At 74.5% G+C, this 18,196-nt stretch carries 17 protein-coding genes; 12 read left to right on the forward strand and 5 right to left on the reverse strand.

Features of this window, described 5'->3' with window-relative positions:
• Positions 1 to 62 precede the first annotated feature (62 nt).
• On the forward strand, positions 63 to 884 hold the full coding sequence (locus ACFPL3_RS26895) for a hypothetical protein (RefSeq protein WP_343939958.1): 822 nt from the start codon (positions 63 to 65) through the stop codon (positions 882 to 884).
• A gap of 325 nt (positions 885 to 1,209) precedes the next feature.
• Here the strand turns inward: ACFPL3_RS26895 and ACFPL3_RS26900 are convergent, their stop codons facing one another.
• From ACFPL3_RS26900 to ACFPL3_RS26910, 3 genes are all read right to left on the reverse strand, one after another.
• A complete protein-coding gene (locus ACFPL3_RS26900; RefSeq protein ID WP_343939960.1) occupies positions 1,210 to 2,337 on the reverse strand; it encodes a M20 family metallopeptidase in 1,128 nt (375 codons plus the stop codon).
• Entirely contained in the window at positions 2,334 to 3,635 is a 1,302-nt protein-coding gene (locus ACFPL3_RS26905) for an MFS transporter (protein ID WP_343939962.1), read from the reverse strand. The genes ACFPL3_RS26900 and ACFPL3_RS26905 overlap by 4 nt, the downstream gene beginning before the upstream one ends.
• Before the next feature lie 84 nt (positions 3,636 to 3,719).
• A complete protein-coding gene (locus ACFPL3_RS26910; RefSeq protein WP_343939964.1) occupies positions 3,720 to 4,547 on the reverse strand; it encodes an SDR family oxidoreductase in 828 nt (275 codons plus the stop codon).
• 80 nt (positions 4,548 to 4,627) lie between these two features.
• Between ACFPL3_RS26910 and ACFPL3_RS26915 the strand changes: the two genes are divergently transcribed.
• A complete protein-coding gene (locus ACFPL3_RS26915) occupies positions 4,628 to 5,566 on the forward strand; it encodes a LysR family transcriptional regulator (protein ID WP_343939966.1) in 939 nt (312 codons plus the stop codon).
• Positions 5,559 to 6,248, forward strand: a complete 690-nt coding sequence (locus ACFPL3_RS26920; RefSeq protein WP_343939968.1) for an SDR family NAD(P)-dependent oxidoreductase — start codon at positions 5,559 to 5,561, stop codon at positions 6,246 to 6,248. The genes ACFPL3_RS26915 and ACFPL3_RS26920 overlap by 8 nt, the downstream gene beginning before the upstream one ends.
• Before the next feature lie 6 nt (positions 6,249 to 6,254).
• On the opposite strand, the gene ACFPL3_RS26925 is transcribed toward ACFPL3_RS26920, so the two are convergent.
• Positions 6,255 to 7,190, reverse strand: a complete 936-nt coding sequence (locus tag ACFPL3_RS26925) for a coiled-coil domain-containing protein (protein WP_379589707.1) — start codon at positions 7,188 to 7,190, stop codon at positions 6,255 to 6,257.
• Between the two features lie 607 nt (positions 7,191 to 7,797).
• Here ACFPL3_RS26925 and ACFPL3_RS26930 point away from each other — a divergent pair.
• Positions 7,798 to 8,448 carry a P-loop NTPase family protein gene (locus ACFPL3_RS26930; protein ID WP_343938159.1) on the forward strand — a complete coding sequence of 217 codons (651 nt, stop codon included), beginning with the start codon at positions 7,798 to 7,800 and terminating at the stop codon, positions 8,446 to 8,448.
• A gap of 9 nt (positions 8,449 to 8,457) precedes the next feature.
• On the opposite strand, the gene ACFPL3_RS26935 is transcribed toward ACFPL3_RS26930, so the two are convergent.
• The gene (locus tag ACFPL3_RS26935) at positions 8,458 to 9,261 is read right to left on the reverse strand and encodes a FadR/GntR family transcriptional regulator (RefSeq protein ID WP_343938157.1); all 804 of its coding nucleotides are present in this window, start codon (positions 9,259 to 9,261) and stop codon (positions 8,458 to 8,460) included.
• Positions 9,262 to 9,337: 76 nt separating this feature from the next.
• On the opposite strand from ACFPL3_RS26935, the gene ACFPL3_RS26940 reads away from it, so the two are divergent.
• The 8 genes from ACFPL3_RS26940 to ACFPL3_RS26975 are packed head-to-tail and all read left to right on the forward strand — an operon-like array spanning position 9,338 to position 18,057.
• Positions 9,338 to 10,378, forward strand: a complete 1,041-nt coding sequence (locus ACFPL3_RS26940; protein ID WP_343938155.1) for an LLM class flavin-dependent oxidoreductase — start codon at positions 9,338 to 9,340, stop codon at positions 10,376 to 10,378.
• Positions 10,375 to 11,604 (forward strand): peptidase dimerization domain-containing protein, encoded by a 1,230-nt coding sequence (locus ACFPL3_RS26945; RefSeq protein ID WP_343938153.1) that lies wholly within the window; start codon positions 10,375 to 10,377, stop codon positions 11,602 to 11,604. Before ACFPL3_RS26940 ends, ACFPL3_RS26945 begins: the two co-directional genes overlap by 4 nt.
• Positions 11,601 to 12,995 carry an MFS transporter gene (locus ACFPL3_RS26950; protein ID WP_343938151.1) on the forward strand — a complete coding sequence of 465 codons (1,395 nt, stop codon included), beginning with the start codon at positions 11,601 to 11,603 and terminating at the stop codon, positions 12,993 to 12,995. The genes ACFPL3_RS26945 and ACFPL3_RS26950 overlap by 4 nt, the downstream gene beginning before the upstream one ends.
• Positions 12,992 to 13,864, forward strand: a complete 873-nt coding sequence (locus ACFPL3_RS26955; protein ID WP_343938149.1) for an FAD binding domain-containing protein — start codon at positions 12,992 to 12,994, stop codon at positions 13,862 to 13,864. Before ACFPL3_RS26950 ends, ACFPL3_RS26955 begins: the two co-directional genes overlap by 4 nt.
• Positions 13,858 to 14,334 carry a (2Fe-2S)-binding protein gene (locus ACFPL3_RS26960; protein ID WP_343938147.1) on the forward strand — a complete coding sequence of 159 codons (477 nt, stop codon included), beginning with the start codon at positions 13,858 to 13,860 and terminating at the stop codon, positions 14,332 to 14,334. The genes ACFPL3_RS26955 and ACFPL3_RS26960 overlap by 7 nt, the downstream gene beginning before the upstream one ends.
• Entirely contained in the window at positions 14,331 to 16,571 is a 2,241-nt protein-coding gene (locus ACFPL3_RS26965; RefSeq protein ID WP_379589708.1) for a xanthine dehydrogenase family protein molybdopterin-binding subunit, read from the forward strand. The genes ACFPL3_RS26960 and ACFPL3_RS26965 overlap by 4 nt, the downstream gene beginning before the upstream one ends.
• A complete protein-coding gene (locus ACFPL3_RS26970) occupies positions 16,568 to 17,572 on the forward strand; it encodes an asparaginase (protein WP_343938143.1) in 1,005 nt (334 codons plus the stop codon). The genes ACFPL3_RS26965 and ACFPL3_RS26970 overlap by 4 nt, the downstream gene beginning before the upstream one ends.
• A gap of 20 nt (positions 17,573 to 17,592) precedes the next feature.
• A complete protein-coding gene (locus ACFPL3_RS26975; RefSeq protein WP_343938142.1) occupies positions 17,593 to 18,057 on the forward strand; it encodes a nitroreductase/quinone reductase family protein in 465 nt (154 codons plus the stop codon).
• Positions 18,058 to 18,196: the final 139 nt, after the last annotated feature.

An 18,196-nucleotide genomic window follows, 5' to 3' on the forward strand; every position in this document is an offset into this window, starting at 1 on the left:
CGTGCCCGGCTTCACCCCCAGGCGGCAGTGCTGCCGTACTCGGACGTGGATAGCCTGACGCGGTGCCCTGCCCCTCCGCCACCTTCACCGTGTGGGCCTCGGCCTGGCTGGTGGGCGCCGTCGCGCCCGACGACGTCCTCGACGCGCTCGCCCCGTGGGCTGACGCGCACGACGTCCAGGCAGCCGATTCGGACACTGCACAGCTCACCGACCTCCCCGCTCCCGGTGCCCCGGTCAGCTCCCTGACCTTCCTGCTCGCCACGTTGCGCCGCGCCACGGCCGGGCGCGGCACCGGCGGACCGGCCCGCCTCGTGCTGCCTGCGCCCGGCGACGTGCGCGGCCTGCCCGGCCCCGGGGTGTTCAGCACCGCCGCCACCACGGCGGGTGAAGGCGTCCTCTTCCCCGAGACGGGGCTGGGGACCGGCCTGGGCGTCGTGCCCACCACCGTGGCCGACGGTGTGCTGCGCTGGACCGTCTACCCGGTGGCGGAATCGGGCCCGCCGCCGGAGTTCGTCGCGCTGAGCCACGCCGAGCGCGACCTGCGCGACCAGGTGCGGCAGTCCGCGTCCGTCCTCACCTCGCTCGGGGTGGCCCGCCACCGCCCGGGCGTCCGCGAGGAGATCGCCGCCGCCCTGCGTGCCCGGCCTGCCACGCTGTGGCCGGCCGGGATGCCCTCGCAGGCCCTGCGCGTCCTGCAGCACGCCGACGAGGTGGAGGCGATCCTCGCCGCGGCCAAGGTGGACGCCCCGGGCGGCGCGCTGTCGGCGTCGGCCGCCACCGCGCGCCACGACGCCCTGCGGCCGATCGAGACGGCCGTGCGCGTCGCCCGCCGGGCGGCGGTGGCCGAGGCCGTGCGGGTGCTGGCGAGCGGCCCGCTCGTCTGACGGGGTTGGGAGCGCGGCCGGGCATGGGACGTCCCGATCGACGACATCGGCTCGCACACCAGGTCTCGCTCTGACACACCGACTGCAACCGGTGTGTCAGCACCACTACCGATGTGCGAGCGGCACCGGCGGACCGGCGGGCGCTCACACATCGGCTCGCGCGTTCGCACACCGACTGCAACCGATGTGCGAGCACGGCAGCTTGTGTGTGAGCCCTCCGAGGCCGCTCCGCCGGGGGCTCACACATCGGCTCACCGCCTCGCACACCGACTGCAGTTGGTGTGCCGGCACCACTACCGATGTGCGAGCAGGACCCGGCAACCGGTCAGGCCGGGGAGCACCAGCGCTCGAGCAGCTCCCGGTAGATCACCACGGCCTGCTCGACCCGCCCCGCGAGGCAGTACTCGTCCACCACGTGGCACTGGGCCGGCTCCCCCGGGCCGAGCACCACGGCCGGCACCGGCCCCGACCCGTCGTCGAGCAACGGGGCGAGGGCGGAGGCGTCGGTGAAGAACCGCGCGGGCGGCGCCACGTCGTCCGGCACGCCCGCGGCCTGCAACGCCGACCGCACGGTGGCGACGAACGGCTCGTCGGAGCGCGTGTCCACCGGGGGCAGCACGACGTGGTCGGCCACGTCGACCACGTCGCCTGCGAGCTGTGCCACCTGGGTGCGCAGCTCGCCGGGGTCGACTCCGGGCACGGTGCGGATGTCGAGCATCAGCTCCGCGGCGTCGGGCACCACGTTCGGCGCCACACCCCCGCGGAGCACGCCCACGTTGGCGGTGACCGGCCCGAACCGCTCGTCGCGCGGCCAGCCGGTGTGGTCGTGCAGGGCGACGGCGGCCCGTGCGAGCCGGACCACGGCGTTGTCGCCCAGCTCGGGCGCCGACCCGTGGGCCGCACGCCCGGTGGCCCGCAGCCGCATCCAGTGCGCCCCCTTGTGGCCGAGCACGAGCGCGTTGGCGGTGGGCTCGGCCACCACGAGCGGGCCGCCACGGGCGATCGCGTCCCGGCCGGGCACGTCCAGCCCGACCAGGCCCGTGCACCCGGTCTCCTCCCCCGCGGTGAGCACGAGCTGCACGCCGCGGCAGGTGTGCGGCCTGGCGAGGTGCTCGACGGTCGCGACGAGGGCGGCGGCCACCCCCGACTTCATGTCGCTCGCGCCGCGGCCCACCACCTTGTCCCCGTCGCGCTCGGCCGCCCACGGGTCCACGGACCAGTCGTCAGGCTGCACGGGCACCGTGTCGAGGTGCCCGGTGAACGTCAGCGGGGGCCCGTCGCCGCCGGCGGTGCGGGCCACGAGCTGTTCGCGTCCCGGCTCCCACGCCAGCAGCCGGGTGGTGAGCCCGGCCCGCTCGGCCAGGGCCGCACAGTGCCGGGCTGCGGCGCCTTCGCCGCCGCCGACCGTCCGGAAGCGGATCAGATCCGCCAGCAGGTCGACAGCACCCGTCACCGCAGGACCTCACCGCGGGTCTCGGGCAGTGTGAGGATCACGACGAAGGCGATCAGCGCGCCCACCGCCACGTACCAGAAGAAGAAGTGGGACAGCCCGGCCCCGGCCAGCGACTGGATCACGAGCGGGGCCGTGCCGCCGAACGTCGCGACCGTGAGGTTGTACCAGGCACCGATGCCCAGCCCGCGCAGCTCCGTGGGGAACAGCTCGCTCATGATCGCCGGCGCGATCGAGGTCATCGCCGTGTAGAGGCCCAGCCCCACGGCGAAGACCACGAGCATGTTCCAGAACCCGGGGCCGATCAGCGCCGACAGCGGCACGATCAGCACCGTGGTGGCGGCCGACCACGCCAGCAGCTGCGGCTTGCGCCCGTAGCGGTCCGACAGCACGCCCATCGGGTACTGCAGCGCCACGAACAGCGCGGTGGCGATCGACAGCGCCCAGAACACCTCCTTGGCGTCGGCGCCCCGCGACGACACCGCGTACGGGGTGAGAGCGGAGAAGAAGGTGTAGTAGCAGAGCGTGGACAGCAGCGTGAACGCGACGAGCTGCCCGACCGCCTTCGGGTGCTCGCGCAGCGTCGTCAGCAGGGGGTGCTTGAGCTGCTCCGCCTTGGCCTTGTTCTCCTCGAACTGCTCGGTCTCGGGCATCGCCCGCCGCAGCCACAGGCCGACGATGCCCAGGACGCCACCGATGATGAACGGGATGCGCCAGCCGTACGCGGCGAGCTGCTCCTGCGTCAGCACGCCCGTGAGCAGCGCACCCAGCAGCGAGGCGATGAGCACCGCGGACCCGGTGGAGATGTAGAAGAACGCCGAGTAGCGGCCGCGCCTGCTCGGCGGGGCGATCTCGGCGAGGTAGGCCGAGGCGTTGGAGACCTCACCGCCCAGCGACATGCCCTGCCCGATCCGCGCCAGCAGCAGCAGGATCGGGGCGAGCCAGCCCACCATCGTGAACGTCGGCAGGATCCCGATGATGAACGAGCCGCCCGCCATCAGCAGGATCGTCAGCAGCATGGCGGTGCGCCGGCCCCGCAGGTCGGCGAAGCGGCCCAGCAACCACCCGCCGAGCGGCCGGAAGAAGAACGCGAGCGCGTACGTGGCGAGCGTGCTGATCAGCGCGAGCGCCGCGTTCTCCTTCGGGAAGATCTGCGTGGCGAAGAAGATGCTGAACGTCGCGTAGATCGTCCAGTCGTACCACTCGATGGCGTTCCCGATCGACGCCGCGACCAGGGTCCGCACGGGCAGCCGGTGGGCCGCTTCGTCTTTGGCCAGGGACGGCGTCGTCGGTTCGGACACGGATCACTCCCGGGTGAATGGTGACGGACGGTGAGGCGACATTAGGCCACTCGGCCCTCGTCGTCACCCGAGACGTCTGATCTGTTATCGGGCTTCCCGGTCTGCGGCCACCGCCACCGCGGCGCACGCCTCCAGATCGGCGAGCTGCGCGGTCAGCTTCGCGCGGATCCGCTCCACGGCCGACCGGCCCAGCGGCAGCCGCAGCGGCGCCGACGGCGCGCGCACGGCGGCGATGATCGCCTCGGCGGCGCGGACCGGGTCACCGGGCTGCCGGCCATGCGCGTCGGCGTTGCGCGCCCGCAGCGCACCGGCCGGCCCGCCGGCGTAGTCCGGGATCGGCGTGGACCGGCCCAGGGAACGGCCGAGGAACTCGGTGCGGAACGGGCCGGGCTCCACGATCGTCACCCGGATCCCGAACGGCGCCACCTCCCCCGCGAGCGCCTCCGACGCCCCTTCCAGCGCGAACTTGCTCGCCGCGTAGATCGCGTGCCCGGGGTTGGCCACCACCCCGCCGACCGAGGACAGCTGCACGACGTGCCCGCTGCGCCGCTCGCGCATGTGCGGGAGCACGGCGCGGGTGACGGCGAGCGCGCCCAGCAGGTTCACGGCGAGCACCTCGTGGATCTCCGCGTCCGAGAGCTCCTCCAACGCACCGAGCAGGCCGTGACCGGCGTTGTTGACCAGGACGTCGATCGGCCCCGCCGCCACCGCGGTCTCGACGGCCGCGCGGACCTGGCTGCCGTGGGTGACGTCCAGCGGGAGCGCGAGCGCGCTGCCGGGATACCGCTCGGCGAGATCGGCGACGGCGTGCGGGTCGCGGGCCGTGGCGACCACGGTGTCGCCGCCGGCGAGGAGGGTCTCGGCCAGGGTGCGCCCGAGCCCGGAGGAGGAACCGGTGATGAGCCAATGCATGCCATCAGCCTGGGGGTGCCGCCACTCATAAGTCCAAGACATGTTCGCGCTGACACTCATGGTCCGTGCAATATGAATCCGTGGATCTGCGCCAGCTCGCGTACCTCGACGCCGTCGTCCGCCACGGCGGCTTCACCCGCGCCGCAGAGCAGCTGCGGGTGGCCCAGCCCGCGGTCTCGGCGCAGATCCGCAGGCTGGAGGCCGAGGTCGGGGCCCGGCTGCTGAGCCGCACCACCCGCTCCGTGGCGCTCACCCACGCGGGCGAGCTCGTCCTCCGTCGGGCCCGCCGCGCGATGGCCGAGCTCGACGCCGCCCGCGACGAGCTGGCCGGCCTCGCCGGCGGGCTCCTGGGGCGCGTGCGGATCGGCGCGATCCAGGCGCTCGACCCGTTCGACCTGCCGGCCGCGCTCGCCGCGTTCCACCGCCGCCACCCCGGCGTCGAGCTCGCGCTGGGCTCGGGCGCACTGCGCAGCCTGCTCGACGGGCTGGACCGCGGCGATCTCGACCTCGCGATCGGGCCCGTGCCGCCCGGGCTGCCCACCCGGTACGCGCGCACCCCGCTCTTCACCGACGAGCTCGTGCTCGTCACCGACCCGGATCACCGCCTCGCCGGCACCGACCCCCTCCCGATGGCGGCGCTGCGCGACGAGCCCTTCGTGTGCCTGCCCGCCGACAGCGGCCTGCGCGCGATCCTCGACCGGCTCGCCGCCGAGGCCGGATTCACCCCACGCGTCCCGTTCGAGACCACCCACCTGCCGAGGCTGCGCGCACTCGCCGCCCACGGCCTCGGCGTCGCGCTCGTCGCACGGTCGGTGGCCGAGGCGCCCGGACCACCGGTGGTCGTGCACGGCGTCGACCCGGGCCCGCTGCTGCGCCCGGTCGGGCTCCTGCACCACACCGGCACCGCACTGGGCGCCGCCGTGCAGGCCTGCCGGGACTTCCTGGCGGCGTGGCCCGGACCGCAGGATCCGACCTCCCCCGGCGCCGCGCGCGTCGTGCACGATCCCGCACATGGCTGATCGCGTCGTCGTGGTGACGGGTGGCAACCGCGGGCTCGGCCTGGGGGTGGCCCGCATCTGCGCCGGGCGCGGGGACACCGTCCTGCTCGGCTCCCGGGACCCCGCCGCGGGCGAGCGCGCCGCCCGTGGGCTGCCCGGACGGGTGCACGCGGTGCAGCTCGACGTCACCGACCCCGACGGCCTGGCGTCCCTCGCCCGCGACGTCGCCGCCGCCGAGGGACGGGTCGACGTGCTCGTCAACAACGCCGCCGTGCACTACGACACCTGGCAGACGAGCGTCGACGTCGACCTCGGCGTGGTGCGCGAGGCGCTCGAGACCAACCTCCTCGGCGCCTGGCAGGCCACCCTGGCCTTCCTTCCGCTGCTGCGCCGCAGCGCCCACCCGCGGGTCGTGATGGTGAGCAGCGAGGGCGGCTCGCTGGCGTCCATGCGCGGCGGCACCCCCGCCTACAGCGTCAGCAAGGCCGCGCTCAACGCGCTCACCCGCACCCTGGCCGGTGACCTCGCCCGCGACCGCGTGCTCGTCAACGCCGTCTGCCCCGGCTGGGTGGCCACCGACATGGGCGGGCCAGGTGGCCGTCCCGTCGCGGAAGGCGCCGCCTCCATCATGTTCGCCGTGGACCTGCCCGACGGCGGCCCGACCGGCACGTTCACCCGCGACGGGCGCCCCGTGCCCTGGTGAGGCTCCTCAGGAGCCGGCCGGCTCCGGTGGCACGGCGTCCCGCACCGCCGCGAACACCAGGGCCCGCAGCTCCTCGCTCCCCCGGGCCCGCAGCCCGTCCAGTTCGCCTCGCAGGCGGTCCAGCTCGGCGTCGGCCCGCGCACGCAACACGGCCTCCGCCTCCGCGCGTTCGCGCGCCCGGGCGAGTTCGTGGTCCAGCCGCTGCCTGCCCTCCCGCTCCGCGTCGAGCGCGGCGAGCGCCTCGTCCCGCTCGGCGGCGAGCGCCGCCCGTCGCCGCTCGGCCTCGGCGAGTGCCCGCTGCGCCTCCTCGCGACTTGTAACGGCGCCCGCGAACTCGGCCCGCGTGCGCTCCAGCTCCGCGCGCAACGCCTCCGTCTCCACCCGGCGTTCCTCGGCCCCCGCCCGTGCCGCGTCGCGTTCGGTGGCCGCGCGCTCGGCCCGGACCACGGCGTCCCGACCCGCCTCCTCTGCCTGCGCCGCCCGCCGGTCGGCGGCGCGCGCGCGTTCCTGTGTCTCCTCCCGCGCCGCAACCGCCTCCTGCGCCTGCTGGCGCGCGGCCCCGAGCGCCTCGGTGGCCTCCAGGGCCTGCCGGGCCGCGGCCGCCGCCCGCTCCACCGCTGCCGCCTTCTCCTCCCCCGCCTGCGCGGCCTGCTCCCGCGCGGCCTTGGCGTCGCGTTCCGCCCGCTCCCGCGCCTGCTGGGCGTCCACCCGCGCCGCCTCGGCCTCCGCGGTGCCCCGCTGCGCCGCCTCCACGGCGGCGAGCGCGCCGCCCTCCACCTCGTCCAGCCGCGCCCGGACGGCCTCGAGCGCGCCGGCGAGCTCCGCCACCGGCCCGCGCACCGCGTCGACGTGCTCGCGCAGCCGCTCGGCGTCCAGCTGGAACGTCGCGCGCCCCGCGTCCAGGCCGAGCGCCTCGAGCGCGTCGCGTTCGGCGCGCGCCATCTGCGCGCAGGTGCGCCCACCCGGCCACCGGGTGTCACGGCAGAAGGAACGGCGTCTGCCGCCCTGGGGGCCAGGAGGCGGCAACTCCGACCGGCACTTGCTGTAGCCGCAGCGTACGGCCTCGTCGATCATGGTTCCGCAGGCTATCAGTTCGACGTTTCCAAACTGCCGAACCGGGTTAGGGTTTTGGATCGCAAACCTCCGCCCAACGAAACGTGTGTTTCGTTGGTGCTGACCCACCCCAGGGGCCTCCTGGACTGGGACACCCTCCGAGGGCCGCTTGTCGGGGTGGGATCGCCGGCCTGGAGCGCTCACACACCGGTACTGGCGTCCGCACACCGGTTGCAGTCGATGTGTGGGCACGCGAGCTGGTGTGCGAGCGGGTGGCCGCTGGCCTCCGGGTGGCTCGCACACCACTCGTCGCGCCGGCACACCGGTTGCAGTCGGTGTGCCGGCACAGAGATCGGCGTGCGAGCCACAGCCCGGCCGGCGTCCGGGTGCTCACACACCACCTGCGTAGGCCGCACACCGGTTGCAGTCGGTGTGTGAGTGCGCGAGCTGGTGTGTGAGCGCGTGGACGCCGGCTGCGTGCGGGATGATCACGACCGTGACTTCACCCGCACGCCTGCGCCACGTCCGCTGGCTCGTCGGGGGAACCGGCGCGGGGAAGAGCACCGCTGCCGCGGTCATCGCCCGGCGCTTCGACCTCGACGTCTACGACGGCGATCGCGCCGAGCACGACTGGCTCCGCCGATGCACGGCAGAGCGGCATCCGCGCTTCGCGGCCCTCCGCGACCAGCGGTCCGGGGACATGTGGCGCGATCGATCGCCCGGGCAGATCTTCGAAGCGATGGCCGGCCTGCACGGTGAGACGGTCGAGTTCCTCGTCGAGGACCTACTCGCCCGCCCGACCGATCGCACGGTGCTCGTCGACTACTTCGGGGTGCTGCCGCGCGATCTCGCGCCGCTGCTGAGCCGGCCCGCCCACGCCGCGTTCCTGGTGCCCACTCCGGAGTTCCGCAGGGCCGCCCTGACCCGGCGCTACGCCGACCGGGACCGTGCCCGCGCGAACTGGGGTGGTCTCGACCCGGCCGTGGTGCTCGAGACCCGGCTCGCCCGCGACGCGCTCTGGGATGCCGAAGTGACCAGGCAGGCCCGAGAGCTCGGACTGCCGCTGCTCACCATCGACGGCAACCGCTCGGTGGACCGGACCGTCGATGCCCTCGCCCGGCAGTTCCGGCTCGACACCGCGCAATGAGCGGGACGGTCAGGACCGCGTGATGTCCGGATCCGAGGTGAAGCAGGAGATGAGCTCGGAGAACTCGAGCATGGAGTGCGCGGAGGCCCCCGACTCCTCGGTGGCGGCGCGCAGCTCCTTGTAGAGGCCCGCGATGTGGCGGGCGGCGGCGTTGCCGCTCTCGCGGGGTGAGCGCGCGACGATCCCGCCGAGGATGTCGCGGTGGCCGGGCACGAACCGTTGGCTGGAGCGTTCGAGCTTGAGCGTCTCGAGCCGGAAGTCCGACATCCGGGGGACGATCATGCGGTACATCGCGTGCAGGTTCTGGTTGTGCGAGGCGCGCAGCAGGGAGTCGTGGAAGTCCTCGTCGGTGCGGTGCTCGGCGTAGACGTCGCCGCGCTCGGCTGCTGCTTCATGGTCGGCGACGCGCTGACGCATCTCGGCGATGTCGTCGTCGGTGGCGCGCACGCACGCCAGTGAGACGGCCGCGGTCTCGAGCGCGATCCGCAGCTCGAGCACCTGGGCGAGGTCGGGGCCGCTGGCCGAGCTGAGGTCGACGAACTGCTCGGAGTGGGGCTGCTGCATCGGCTCGGCCACGAAGGTGCCCCGGCCACGCACGACCTGCAGGACACCCAGCGTGTGCAGGGTGCGGATGGCCTCCCGCACGCTTCCGCGCCCCACCTGCAGCTGCCGGGCCAGTTCGGGCTCTGCAGGGAGCTTGTCTCCAGGCTTCAGGGCGCCGGACCGGATCCGCTCGGTGATCGTCTCGGTGATCACCTCGGTGACCGGCCGGCGGGACAGCGCCGTGTAGAGCCCCGGCTCGGTACTGCTCACGGCGGAACCTTAGCACCTGTGGGATGTCCGACTTCATACTTGTACGATGTCGGACATCTTACTACGGTCCCGCCCCATGACTTCCCGTGTACGTGTGGGTGTCCGCTTCCCCCCGGCGACGTCCGTCGCCGACGTGGCCGCCGAGGTCGCCCACGCCGAGCGGCTCGGCTTCGACACCGCGTGGATCGCCGACTCCCAGCTGCTGTGGCGGGACGTCTGGGTGGCGATGGGCCTCGCCGCGGATCGTACGGAGCGCATCACGCTGGCCTCCGCGGTGACCAACGTGGCCACCCGCTTCCCCAGCGTCGTCGCCTCGGCCGTCAACACCGTCGCCGAGCTCGCCCCGGGGCGGGTGTGGCTGGGCCTGGGCACGGGCGACAGCTCGGTGAAGCCGATCGGCCTCTCGCCGAGCACGCGGGCGCAGCTGCGCGCCGGCATCGCCGAGATCCGGGGGCTGCTCGACGGCGAGACCGTCGACATCAACGGCCGCGGTGTGCACCTGCACCGCCCGACCGGCGCGGTGCCGGTGCACCTGGCGGCGTCCGGGCCGCGGACCCTGGGGTTGGCGGGCGAGGTCGCCGACGGGGTGCTGACCCTGGCGGGGGTGTCCCCGGAGACGCTGGGCAGCACGGTGGCCGCGGTGGCCGCGGGGGCACGCGCGGCGGGACGCGCGATGCCCGAGGTCACGGTCGGCGCGTTCTGCGCCTTGACCGACGACATCGAGCGCGACGCCCGCGTGCTCAAGCCGATCTGCCTGCACATGGCCACGATCGGCGCCCAGGACTTCCTGCGGCTCGCCGGGATCGAGCTGCCGCCGCCACCACCCGTGCCCGACGTCTACCCCGACATGGTCCACGCCGAGGACTGGGAGGAGGCGATCACCCACTCCTCGCGGTACGTCACGGACGAGATGGCGGTGCGCTTCGCGCGCACGTTCTGCCTCTTCGGGACCGCCGAGGAGATCCTCGACCGGGCCCGCACGGCGGTCGAGGCGGGGGCGACGGGGTTCTACCTGCGCCACGTCGGCAACTACACGCTGCCCTCGGATCTGATCACGGGGTTCGGCGAGCAGGTGCTCCCCGGCCTGCACGCCCTGGCTCCCCGGGTGGCGGCATGAGCGCCGCGGTGGACCCGAGGGAGGAGGCGCTGGTCGAGGACCTGCGCGCGCTGGCGCGGGTGCCCTCGGCCGTGCCCATGGGGGCCCGGACGCTCATCGCACCCGACGACCCGGTGCTGGTGGCCTACCACCGCGCCCTGCGACCCCGCTTCGCGACGCTGGCCGCGCAGGTGCCGGGGGCCCGGATGGTCGATCTGCCGCTCGAGCAGTACGCGGTGCACGTGCAGGGCGAGCAGCCCGGGCCGGCCCTGGTGCTCATGGCCTACACGCCCACGCAGCACCACAACGAGATGGCCGAACCGTGGTCGGGGGACCTGCGCCCGACGCCCGACGGCGCCGACCTCGCGGTGTTCGGGCAAGGGGTCACCCAGAACAAGGCGCACCAGGCGGTGCTCCTGGAGCTGCTGCGCCGCCTCGCCGGTTCCGGCGGCATCACCCGGGGTTCGCTCTGGCTCTGCGTGAACAACGAGGGTCGCTCGAGCCACAGCTGCTCCACCGCGATCCTCGACGCCCTGCCGGCGACGCCCGACCTGGTGGTCGAGCTGTTCTGCACCGATTTCGCCGTGACGGTGGGGAATCGCGGCCGGGTGGACGTCCACGTGGACCTGCGCGGCCGGGCCACCCACTCGTCGACGCCGCCCGCCACGGGCCGGGTGATCGACGCCGCCGCCGACGTCGTGGTCGCGCTGCGCGAGCTCGACCGCCGGGCCGCGGCGCACACCCATCCGGAGCTGGGGGCCGAGCAGGTCGTGCCGTACCTGGTGAGCTACGACCCGCTGGCCCCGCACACGCTGCCGTCGCAGGCGCGGATCACCGTGGACCGCAGGCTGCTGCCCGGCACGTCCCCGGCCGACGCCACCGCCGAGCTGGCGGCGGGTCTGCACGAGCTGCTCGGCGAGGCCCCGCACGGCTGCGCGATGAGCGTCAGCGAGGGGGTCGCGATGCTGCCGCACCGGCTCGACCCGGACCAGCGCAGCGTCCTCGCCCCGCTGGAGGACGCGATCCGCGCACGGCAGGGCGAGGTCCGCCACCGCGTCTACGGGGGCACGTTCGACGCGGGCGGGCCGGCCGCGCGCGGCGTGCCCACCGTGATGTTCGGGGTACCCGACGCCGGTGGGCTGCTCGACGACGACTACCTCGCGCTCGCCGCGCTGCGGGACGAGGCCGACATCGTGCACGACGCGGTCGTGCGCTACCTGGGCACGAGCGAGAGGCCACCGCGATGACGGAACACGACCCAGCCCCACACCACCCAGCCCCCGCCCACGACGGGCGCACCGCTCCCCCGCCGGCGCACGAGGCCGGTCACCACGAGGGCCGCCCGGTTCGGGTGGTCTCGGCGAGCCTGCTCGGCACGGCCATCGAGTGGTACGAGTTCTTCATCTACGGCACGGCGGCCGCGCTCGTCTTCCCGACGGTCTTCTTCCCCGACAACGACCCGCGGGTGGCCACCCTGCTGTCCTTGTCGACCTTCGCGGTGGCCTTCCTGGCTCGCCCGGTCGGCGGGGCGATCTTCGGGTTCTTCGGGGACCGGTTCGGGCGCAAACCCGTCCTGATCGCCACGCTCGCGCTGATGGGCTGCTCGACGCTGGCGATCGGGCTGCTGCCCTCCCACGGTTCGATCGGGATCGCGGCACCGCTGCTGCTGGTGCTGCTGCGGGTGCTGCAGGGCCTGTCGCTGGGCGGCGAGTACGGCGGGGCGGTGCTGATGAGCGTCGAGCACGCGCACCCGGCGCGGCGCGGCCTGTTCGGGGCGCTGGTGAACACCGGCGCGGGCTGGGGGTTGCTGCTGGCCAACCTCGCGTTCCTCGGCGTCTCGGGCCTGTCCGAGGAGGAGTTCCTCGCCTGGGGCTGGCGGGTGCCGTTCTGGTTGAGCGTGGTGCTGCTCGTGGCGTGCTTCGTGGTGCGGATCCGCATCAGCGAGAGCCCGGAGTTCGCCCGTGCCGCCGCCCGCGGCGAGACCCGGCGCGCCCCGCTGCGCGAGGTGGTCACCCGCCACTGGTTGCTGACGGTCCTGATGATGCTGTCCTATGCCGGCGCGGGGGTCGTCTTCTACGTCGGCACCGTCTACGTGCTGACCTACGGCACCGACACCCTCGGGATGTCGCGCAGCACGATGCTCACCCTGGTGCTGCTGATCAACGTGGTGAACATCGTGGCCATCCCCGCGTTCGGCGCGTTGTCGGACCGGGTGAACCGCAAGGCGATCTTCATCGCGGGCGCGGTGGCGATGGCGGTGCTCTCCCCGGTGTGGTTCCTGCTGCTCGAGACCCGCTCGTTCACCGTGATGCTGGTCGGGTTCGTGCTCCTGTTCATCCCGTACGCCGCCAACTACGGGGTGATGCCGACGTTCTTCGCGCAGGTGTTCCCCGCGCCCGTGCGCTACAGCGGGCTGTCGCTGGGCTACACGCTCGGCACCGTCATCAGCAGCGCGATCGCCCCGCTGATCGCCACCAGCCTGCTGTCGGCCACCGGCACCTGGACGGCGATCGCGGTCTACATGAGCGGCACGGCACTCGTGTCGGCGATCGCCGCCGTCTGGCTGCGTGAACGGACGGCGCCGGCGGTCGGGCCGCTGCCCGCCACCGGTCTGGCCGCGGCCGGGAGGACGGAATGACCGCCGCAGTCGACCACCCCGCGCCGCACTACCTCAAGCCCACCTCGCTGGCGGACGCGCTCGCGTTGCGGTCCGAGCGGCCGTCCGCGACGGTCGTCGCAGGCGGCACCGACCTGATGGTCGCGGTCAACGAAGGTCGGCGCGATCTCGACGAGGTGATCGACGTCAGCGAGGTCGCCGAGCTGGGTGGCTGGGACCGCGACGGTGACCGCCTGCGAATCGGGGCGGCGCTGCCGCTCACGCGGGTGGTCGACGAACTCGCGGTGCACCTCCCCGGTCTGGCCGGGGCGGCGCGCCTGGTCGGGTCCCCGCCGATCCGCCACCGGGCCACGCTGGGCGGCAACATCGCCACGGCGTCCCCGGCCGGGGACACCCTGCCCCCGATGCTCGCCGCCGGCGCCACCGTCGAACTCGCCTCGGTCCGCGGGGTACGGGAGGTCCGCAGCGACGAGTTCTTCCTCGGGCCCGGCCGCACCGTCGTCGCCCCCGACGAGCTGATCGTCGCGGTGCGCATGACTCCGGCCGCGGGCGAGGCGTTCGCCAAGACCGGCACGCGCCAGGCGATGGTGATCTCCGTGGCGGCGGCCGCCGTGCGGATCGACCCGGACCGGCGCCACGTCGGCATCGCCCTCGGCTCCGTGGCGCCCACACCGCTGCGCGCCCGCACCGCCGAGGACTTCGCCACCCGTGAGCTCGACTGGACCGCCCGCACCGCCCCCGACGCGGCGTGGTGGGCCGAGCTGGGCCGCCTCGCCGCCGGCGATGCGGCACCGATCGACGACCTGCGCGGCACCGCCGAGCACCGGCGCCGGGTCGCCGGCGTGCTGGTGGCCCGCTGCGCCCGACAGGCCTGGAGCAGCACGTGCTGAGGTTCACCGTCAACGGCACCGAGGTCGCACTGGACGACGTGCCCGCAGGCGAGAGCCTGCTGACCGCCCTGCGGGAACGCTGCGGGTTGCGCGGCACCAAGAACGCCTGCGAGCAGGGCGAGTGCGGCTCGTGCATGGTCGCCCTCGACGGCCGCACCGCGTGTTCCTGCCTGGTGCCCGCCCACCAGGTACACGGGCACGCGGTCACCACGATCGAGGGCCTGAGCCCGGACAACGGCGAGCTCGACCCGGTGCAGCAGGCCTTCCTCGACTGCGGGGCCGTGCAGTGCGGCTTCTGCACGCCCGGCCTGGTGGTCGCCGTGCACGACCTCCTCGCCCAGCACCCCGATCCCACCGACGACGAGACCCGCGAGGCGCTCGCGGGCAACCTGTGCCGGTGCACCGGCTACCACGGCATCTTCGACGCCGTGGCGTTGGCCGCGCAGCGGCGGAAGGACCTCGAGAGATGAGTGTCGCGCCCGAACGCCCGCGCACCGCAGCCGAGCCCGTTCTCGGCGTCGGTGCTGCCGCCGCCCGCCCCGACGGGCCCGCGAAGGTCCGTGGCGAGTTCGAGTTCTCCTCGGACCTGCACGTCCCGGGCATGTTGCACGGCGCCACCGTGCGCAGCCCGCACCCCCACGCGCGCATCCGGCGCATCGACGCGTCCCCTGCACTGGCGATCCCGGGGGTGGTCGCCGTGGCGACCGCGGCCGACGTCGCCGGCACGAACCGGTTCGGGCTCGAACGCCGCGACCAGCCCGTGCTGGCCGGGGACGTGGTCCGCTACGTCGGGGAAGCGATCGCCGTGGTCGCAGCCACGAGCCCGGCGGCCGCGCGCCGCGCCGCCGACGCCGTCGTGGTCGACTTCGAGGTGCTGCCGGCGATCACGGACGCCGAGGCGGCGGCCGAACCGGGCACCGCGGCGCTGCACCCCGGGGGCAACCTCGTGCGCCACATGCGGATGCGGCACGGCGACCCCGTCCCGGACGACACGGACCTGGTGCGGGTCAGCGGCGAGTACCACGTGGGCATGCAGGACCAGGCCTTCCTCGGGCCGGAGTCCTGCCTGGCCGAGCCCACGGCCACCGGCGGCGTCCACGTGCGGTGCTCGACCCAGTGGCTGCACATCGACCGCGACCAGCTCGCCGAGGCGCTGGGGCTGCCGCCCGAGCAGCTGCGCCTCACCCTCGCCGGGGTCGGTGGCGCGTTCGGCGGCCGCGAGGACCTGAGCGTCCAGGCTCACGCCGCCCTGCTGGCCCTGCGCACCGGGCGGCCCGTGGCGATGAGCTACCCGCGGCGGGAGTCCTTCGTCGGGCACGTGCACCGCCACCCCGCCCGCATGCGCTACACCCACACCGCCACCCGCGACGGGCGGCTGGTCGCCGTCGAGGCCGACATCCTGCTCGACGGTGGCGCGTACGCCTCGACCTCACCCGCGGTGGTCGGCAACGCGGGGTGCTTCGCCGCCGGCCCCTACGCCGTGCCCACCGTCCACGTCGACGCGCGCGTGGTCTACACCAACAACCCGCCGTGCGGGGCGATGCGCGGCTTCGGCGCGATCCAGGTGTGCTTCGCCTACGAGTCGCAGATGGACGAGCTCGCCCGCGTCCTCGGGATGGACCCGGTCGAGCTGCGCCTGCGCAACGCCGTGTCGACGGGGTCCACGATGGCCACCGGGCAGACCGTCGACGGGCCCGCCCCGGTCGCCGAGCTGCTCGAACGCGTCGCCGCCCGTCCCCCCGCCCCACCCCGCACCGACGGCGCCCCGACCGTCCGCGGCGTCGGCTACGGCGTCTCGATCAAGAACATCTGCAAGTCGGCGGGGGTCGACGACTACGGCACGGCCCGTGTGCGCCTGTTCCGCCGCCCCGACGGCCGTCCCGCCGCCCAGGTCCAGACCGCCGCATCCGAGGTGGGCCAGGGGCTGGTCACCGTGCAGCAGCAGATCGTCCGCACCGAGCTCGGCGTCGACGACGTCGGGTTCCTCCCCACCGACACCACGGTCGGCGATGCCGGCACAGCGTCGGCGTCGCGCCAGACCTGGATGTCCGGCGGCGCCGTGCAGCTGGCCTGCCGGCAGGTCCGTGCCGAGCTGCTCGCCCGCGCCGGGTGCGCAGGTGCCGACCTGCCCGTCCAGGACGGGGCGGTGCAGACCCCGGTCGGGCCGGTCGACCTGGCCGACCTGCTCGACGCCGAGATCGACGAGACCGCGGTCTTCCGCCACCGCACCACCTCCCCGCTCGACGAGAACGGGCAGGGCGACGCCCACGTGGCCTACGCCTTCGCCGCCCACCGCGTCACCGTGGACGTCGACGTCGAGCTCGGCACGATCGAGGTCGTCGAGGTGGCGTGCGCCCAGGACGTCGGGAAGGCCGTCAACCCGCTCGGCGTGGCCGGGCAGATGCACGGCGGCATCGTGCAGGGCCTGGGCCTCGCGGTGATGGAGGAGATCCAGGTGCGGGACGGGCGCATCCTGAACCCCGGCTTCACCGACTACCTCATCCCGACCGCCGCCGACGTCGGCGTCCACCACCTCGACGTCCTCGAACACCCGCGGCCCGACTCGCCCTACGGCCTGACGGGTGTGGGCGAGCCACCGATGCTGTCGGTTCCCGCCGCGGTCGCCGCCGCGGTGCGCCAGGCCACGGGCGCCGACATCCGGCGCGTGCCGATCCGCCCCCAGGACCTCACCGCGGCCAGCGGATGAACACGCGCATCGCCCTGCTCGCCACCGGTGGCACGATCGCCTCCCGCACGCACCGCGCGGAGCGCGCGGTCGCCGCCACGGCGACCGAACTGCTGGAGGCGACCGCGCCTCCCGCAGGTGTGGCCGTCACCCCGGTCGACCTCGCGGCCCGGTTCTCCTCGGCCGCCGGCACCGACGACGTGCTCGACCTGGCCCGCGCCGTGGACGCGCACGCCGCGGGCCACCACGGCATCGTGATCACCCACGGCACGGACACCCTCGAGGAGACCGCCTTCCTGCTGGCGCTCGTCCACCGCCACGACGTGCCGGTGGTGATCACCGGTGCCCAGCTCCCCCTCGACCACCCCGAGACCGACGGGCCGGCCAACCTCGCCCACGCCCTCGACTGGGCCTGCCGCGGCCGGCCCGGCGTCACCGTCGGCTTCGACAGGCAGATCTGGCCCGCGATCGGGATCCGCAAGCTGCACACCACGGCCCGGCGTGCGTTCGCCGTGCCCGGCGCGGACCCGATCGCCACCGCCGGGCCCGCCGGCCTCGTCGAGCACCGGCGCACCCCGGCGCCTCCCCCGCTGCCCGTGCCGGCCCACCTGCCGCGGGTCGAGGTCATCCCCCAGTACCTCGGTGTCGACACCACCGCGCTCGACGCCGCGCTGCACGCGGGCGCCGCCGGCCTCGTCATCGCCGCCTTCGGCGACGGCAACGCCACCCCGGAGCTGACCCGGCGCGCGGTCGCGCTGCTGCACGGGGGCATGCCCGTGGCCGTGACGAGCCGGGTGGGCGCCGGACCCGTCCACGGGCACTACGCAGGCGCGGGCGCCGCGCTCGCGGCTGCCGGCGCCCTGATGATCGGCGGGCTCAGCCCGTGGCAGGTCCGGCTGCTGCTCGCCACCGCGCTCGCCCACACGCCCGACCAGCCGCTGCACACCGCACGGCGGTGGCTCGCCGCCGCGCGGGAACAGGGCGCTGTCACGCCGGAGGCTCCTGTGCCGTCCTCGGGGTGACACCGTCCCGAGGAGCAGCAGTGCCGAACCCGACCCTGGAACGCCGGATCCTCCGCCTGCAGAACAGGCTGATCAACCCGCTGGTGGCGTGGTTGATCGCGCGGGGGCTCGAACCGCCGACGTACGCCGTGCTCGAGACCGTCGGGCGGCGCACCGGCCGCGTCCGCCGCGTCCCGGTGGCCAACGGGCTCGACCGCGACACCTTCTGGCTGTTCGCCGCGCTCGGCGAGCGGAGCGCGTACGTGCGCAACCTGCGCGCCGACCCGCGGGTGCGGATCAAGGCCCGCCCGGCCCGGCTGCGTGACGGGCTGCGCAGCCGCTGGCGCACCGGCACCGCCCACCCCCTGCCCGACGACGACGCCGAGGCCCGCCACCGGGCACTGGGCCGCGGCCGGCCGGGGTACCGGCTCGACGGCGTGCTCCTGCGCGCGCTGGCGGGCGGCAACCGGATGCTGACGATCCGGATCGACCTCGACCGGGAGTGAGCCGCGGGCCCCGGAAGGGCAGGAAAGCCACATTCAGGGCCGGAGAGGCCCTGAATGTGGCTTTCCTGAACCTGCGCCGTAGCGATGAGTTCCGGCCCGCACCGGAGTCGGATCCTGCGGATGCTGGACCGGACGAACG

Source organism: Pseudonocardia zijingensis, assembly GCF_042657305.1.
GTDB lineage: Bacteria > Actinomycetota > Actinomycetes > Mycobacteriales > Pseudonocardiaceae > Pseudonocardia > Pseudonocardia zijingensis.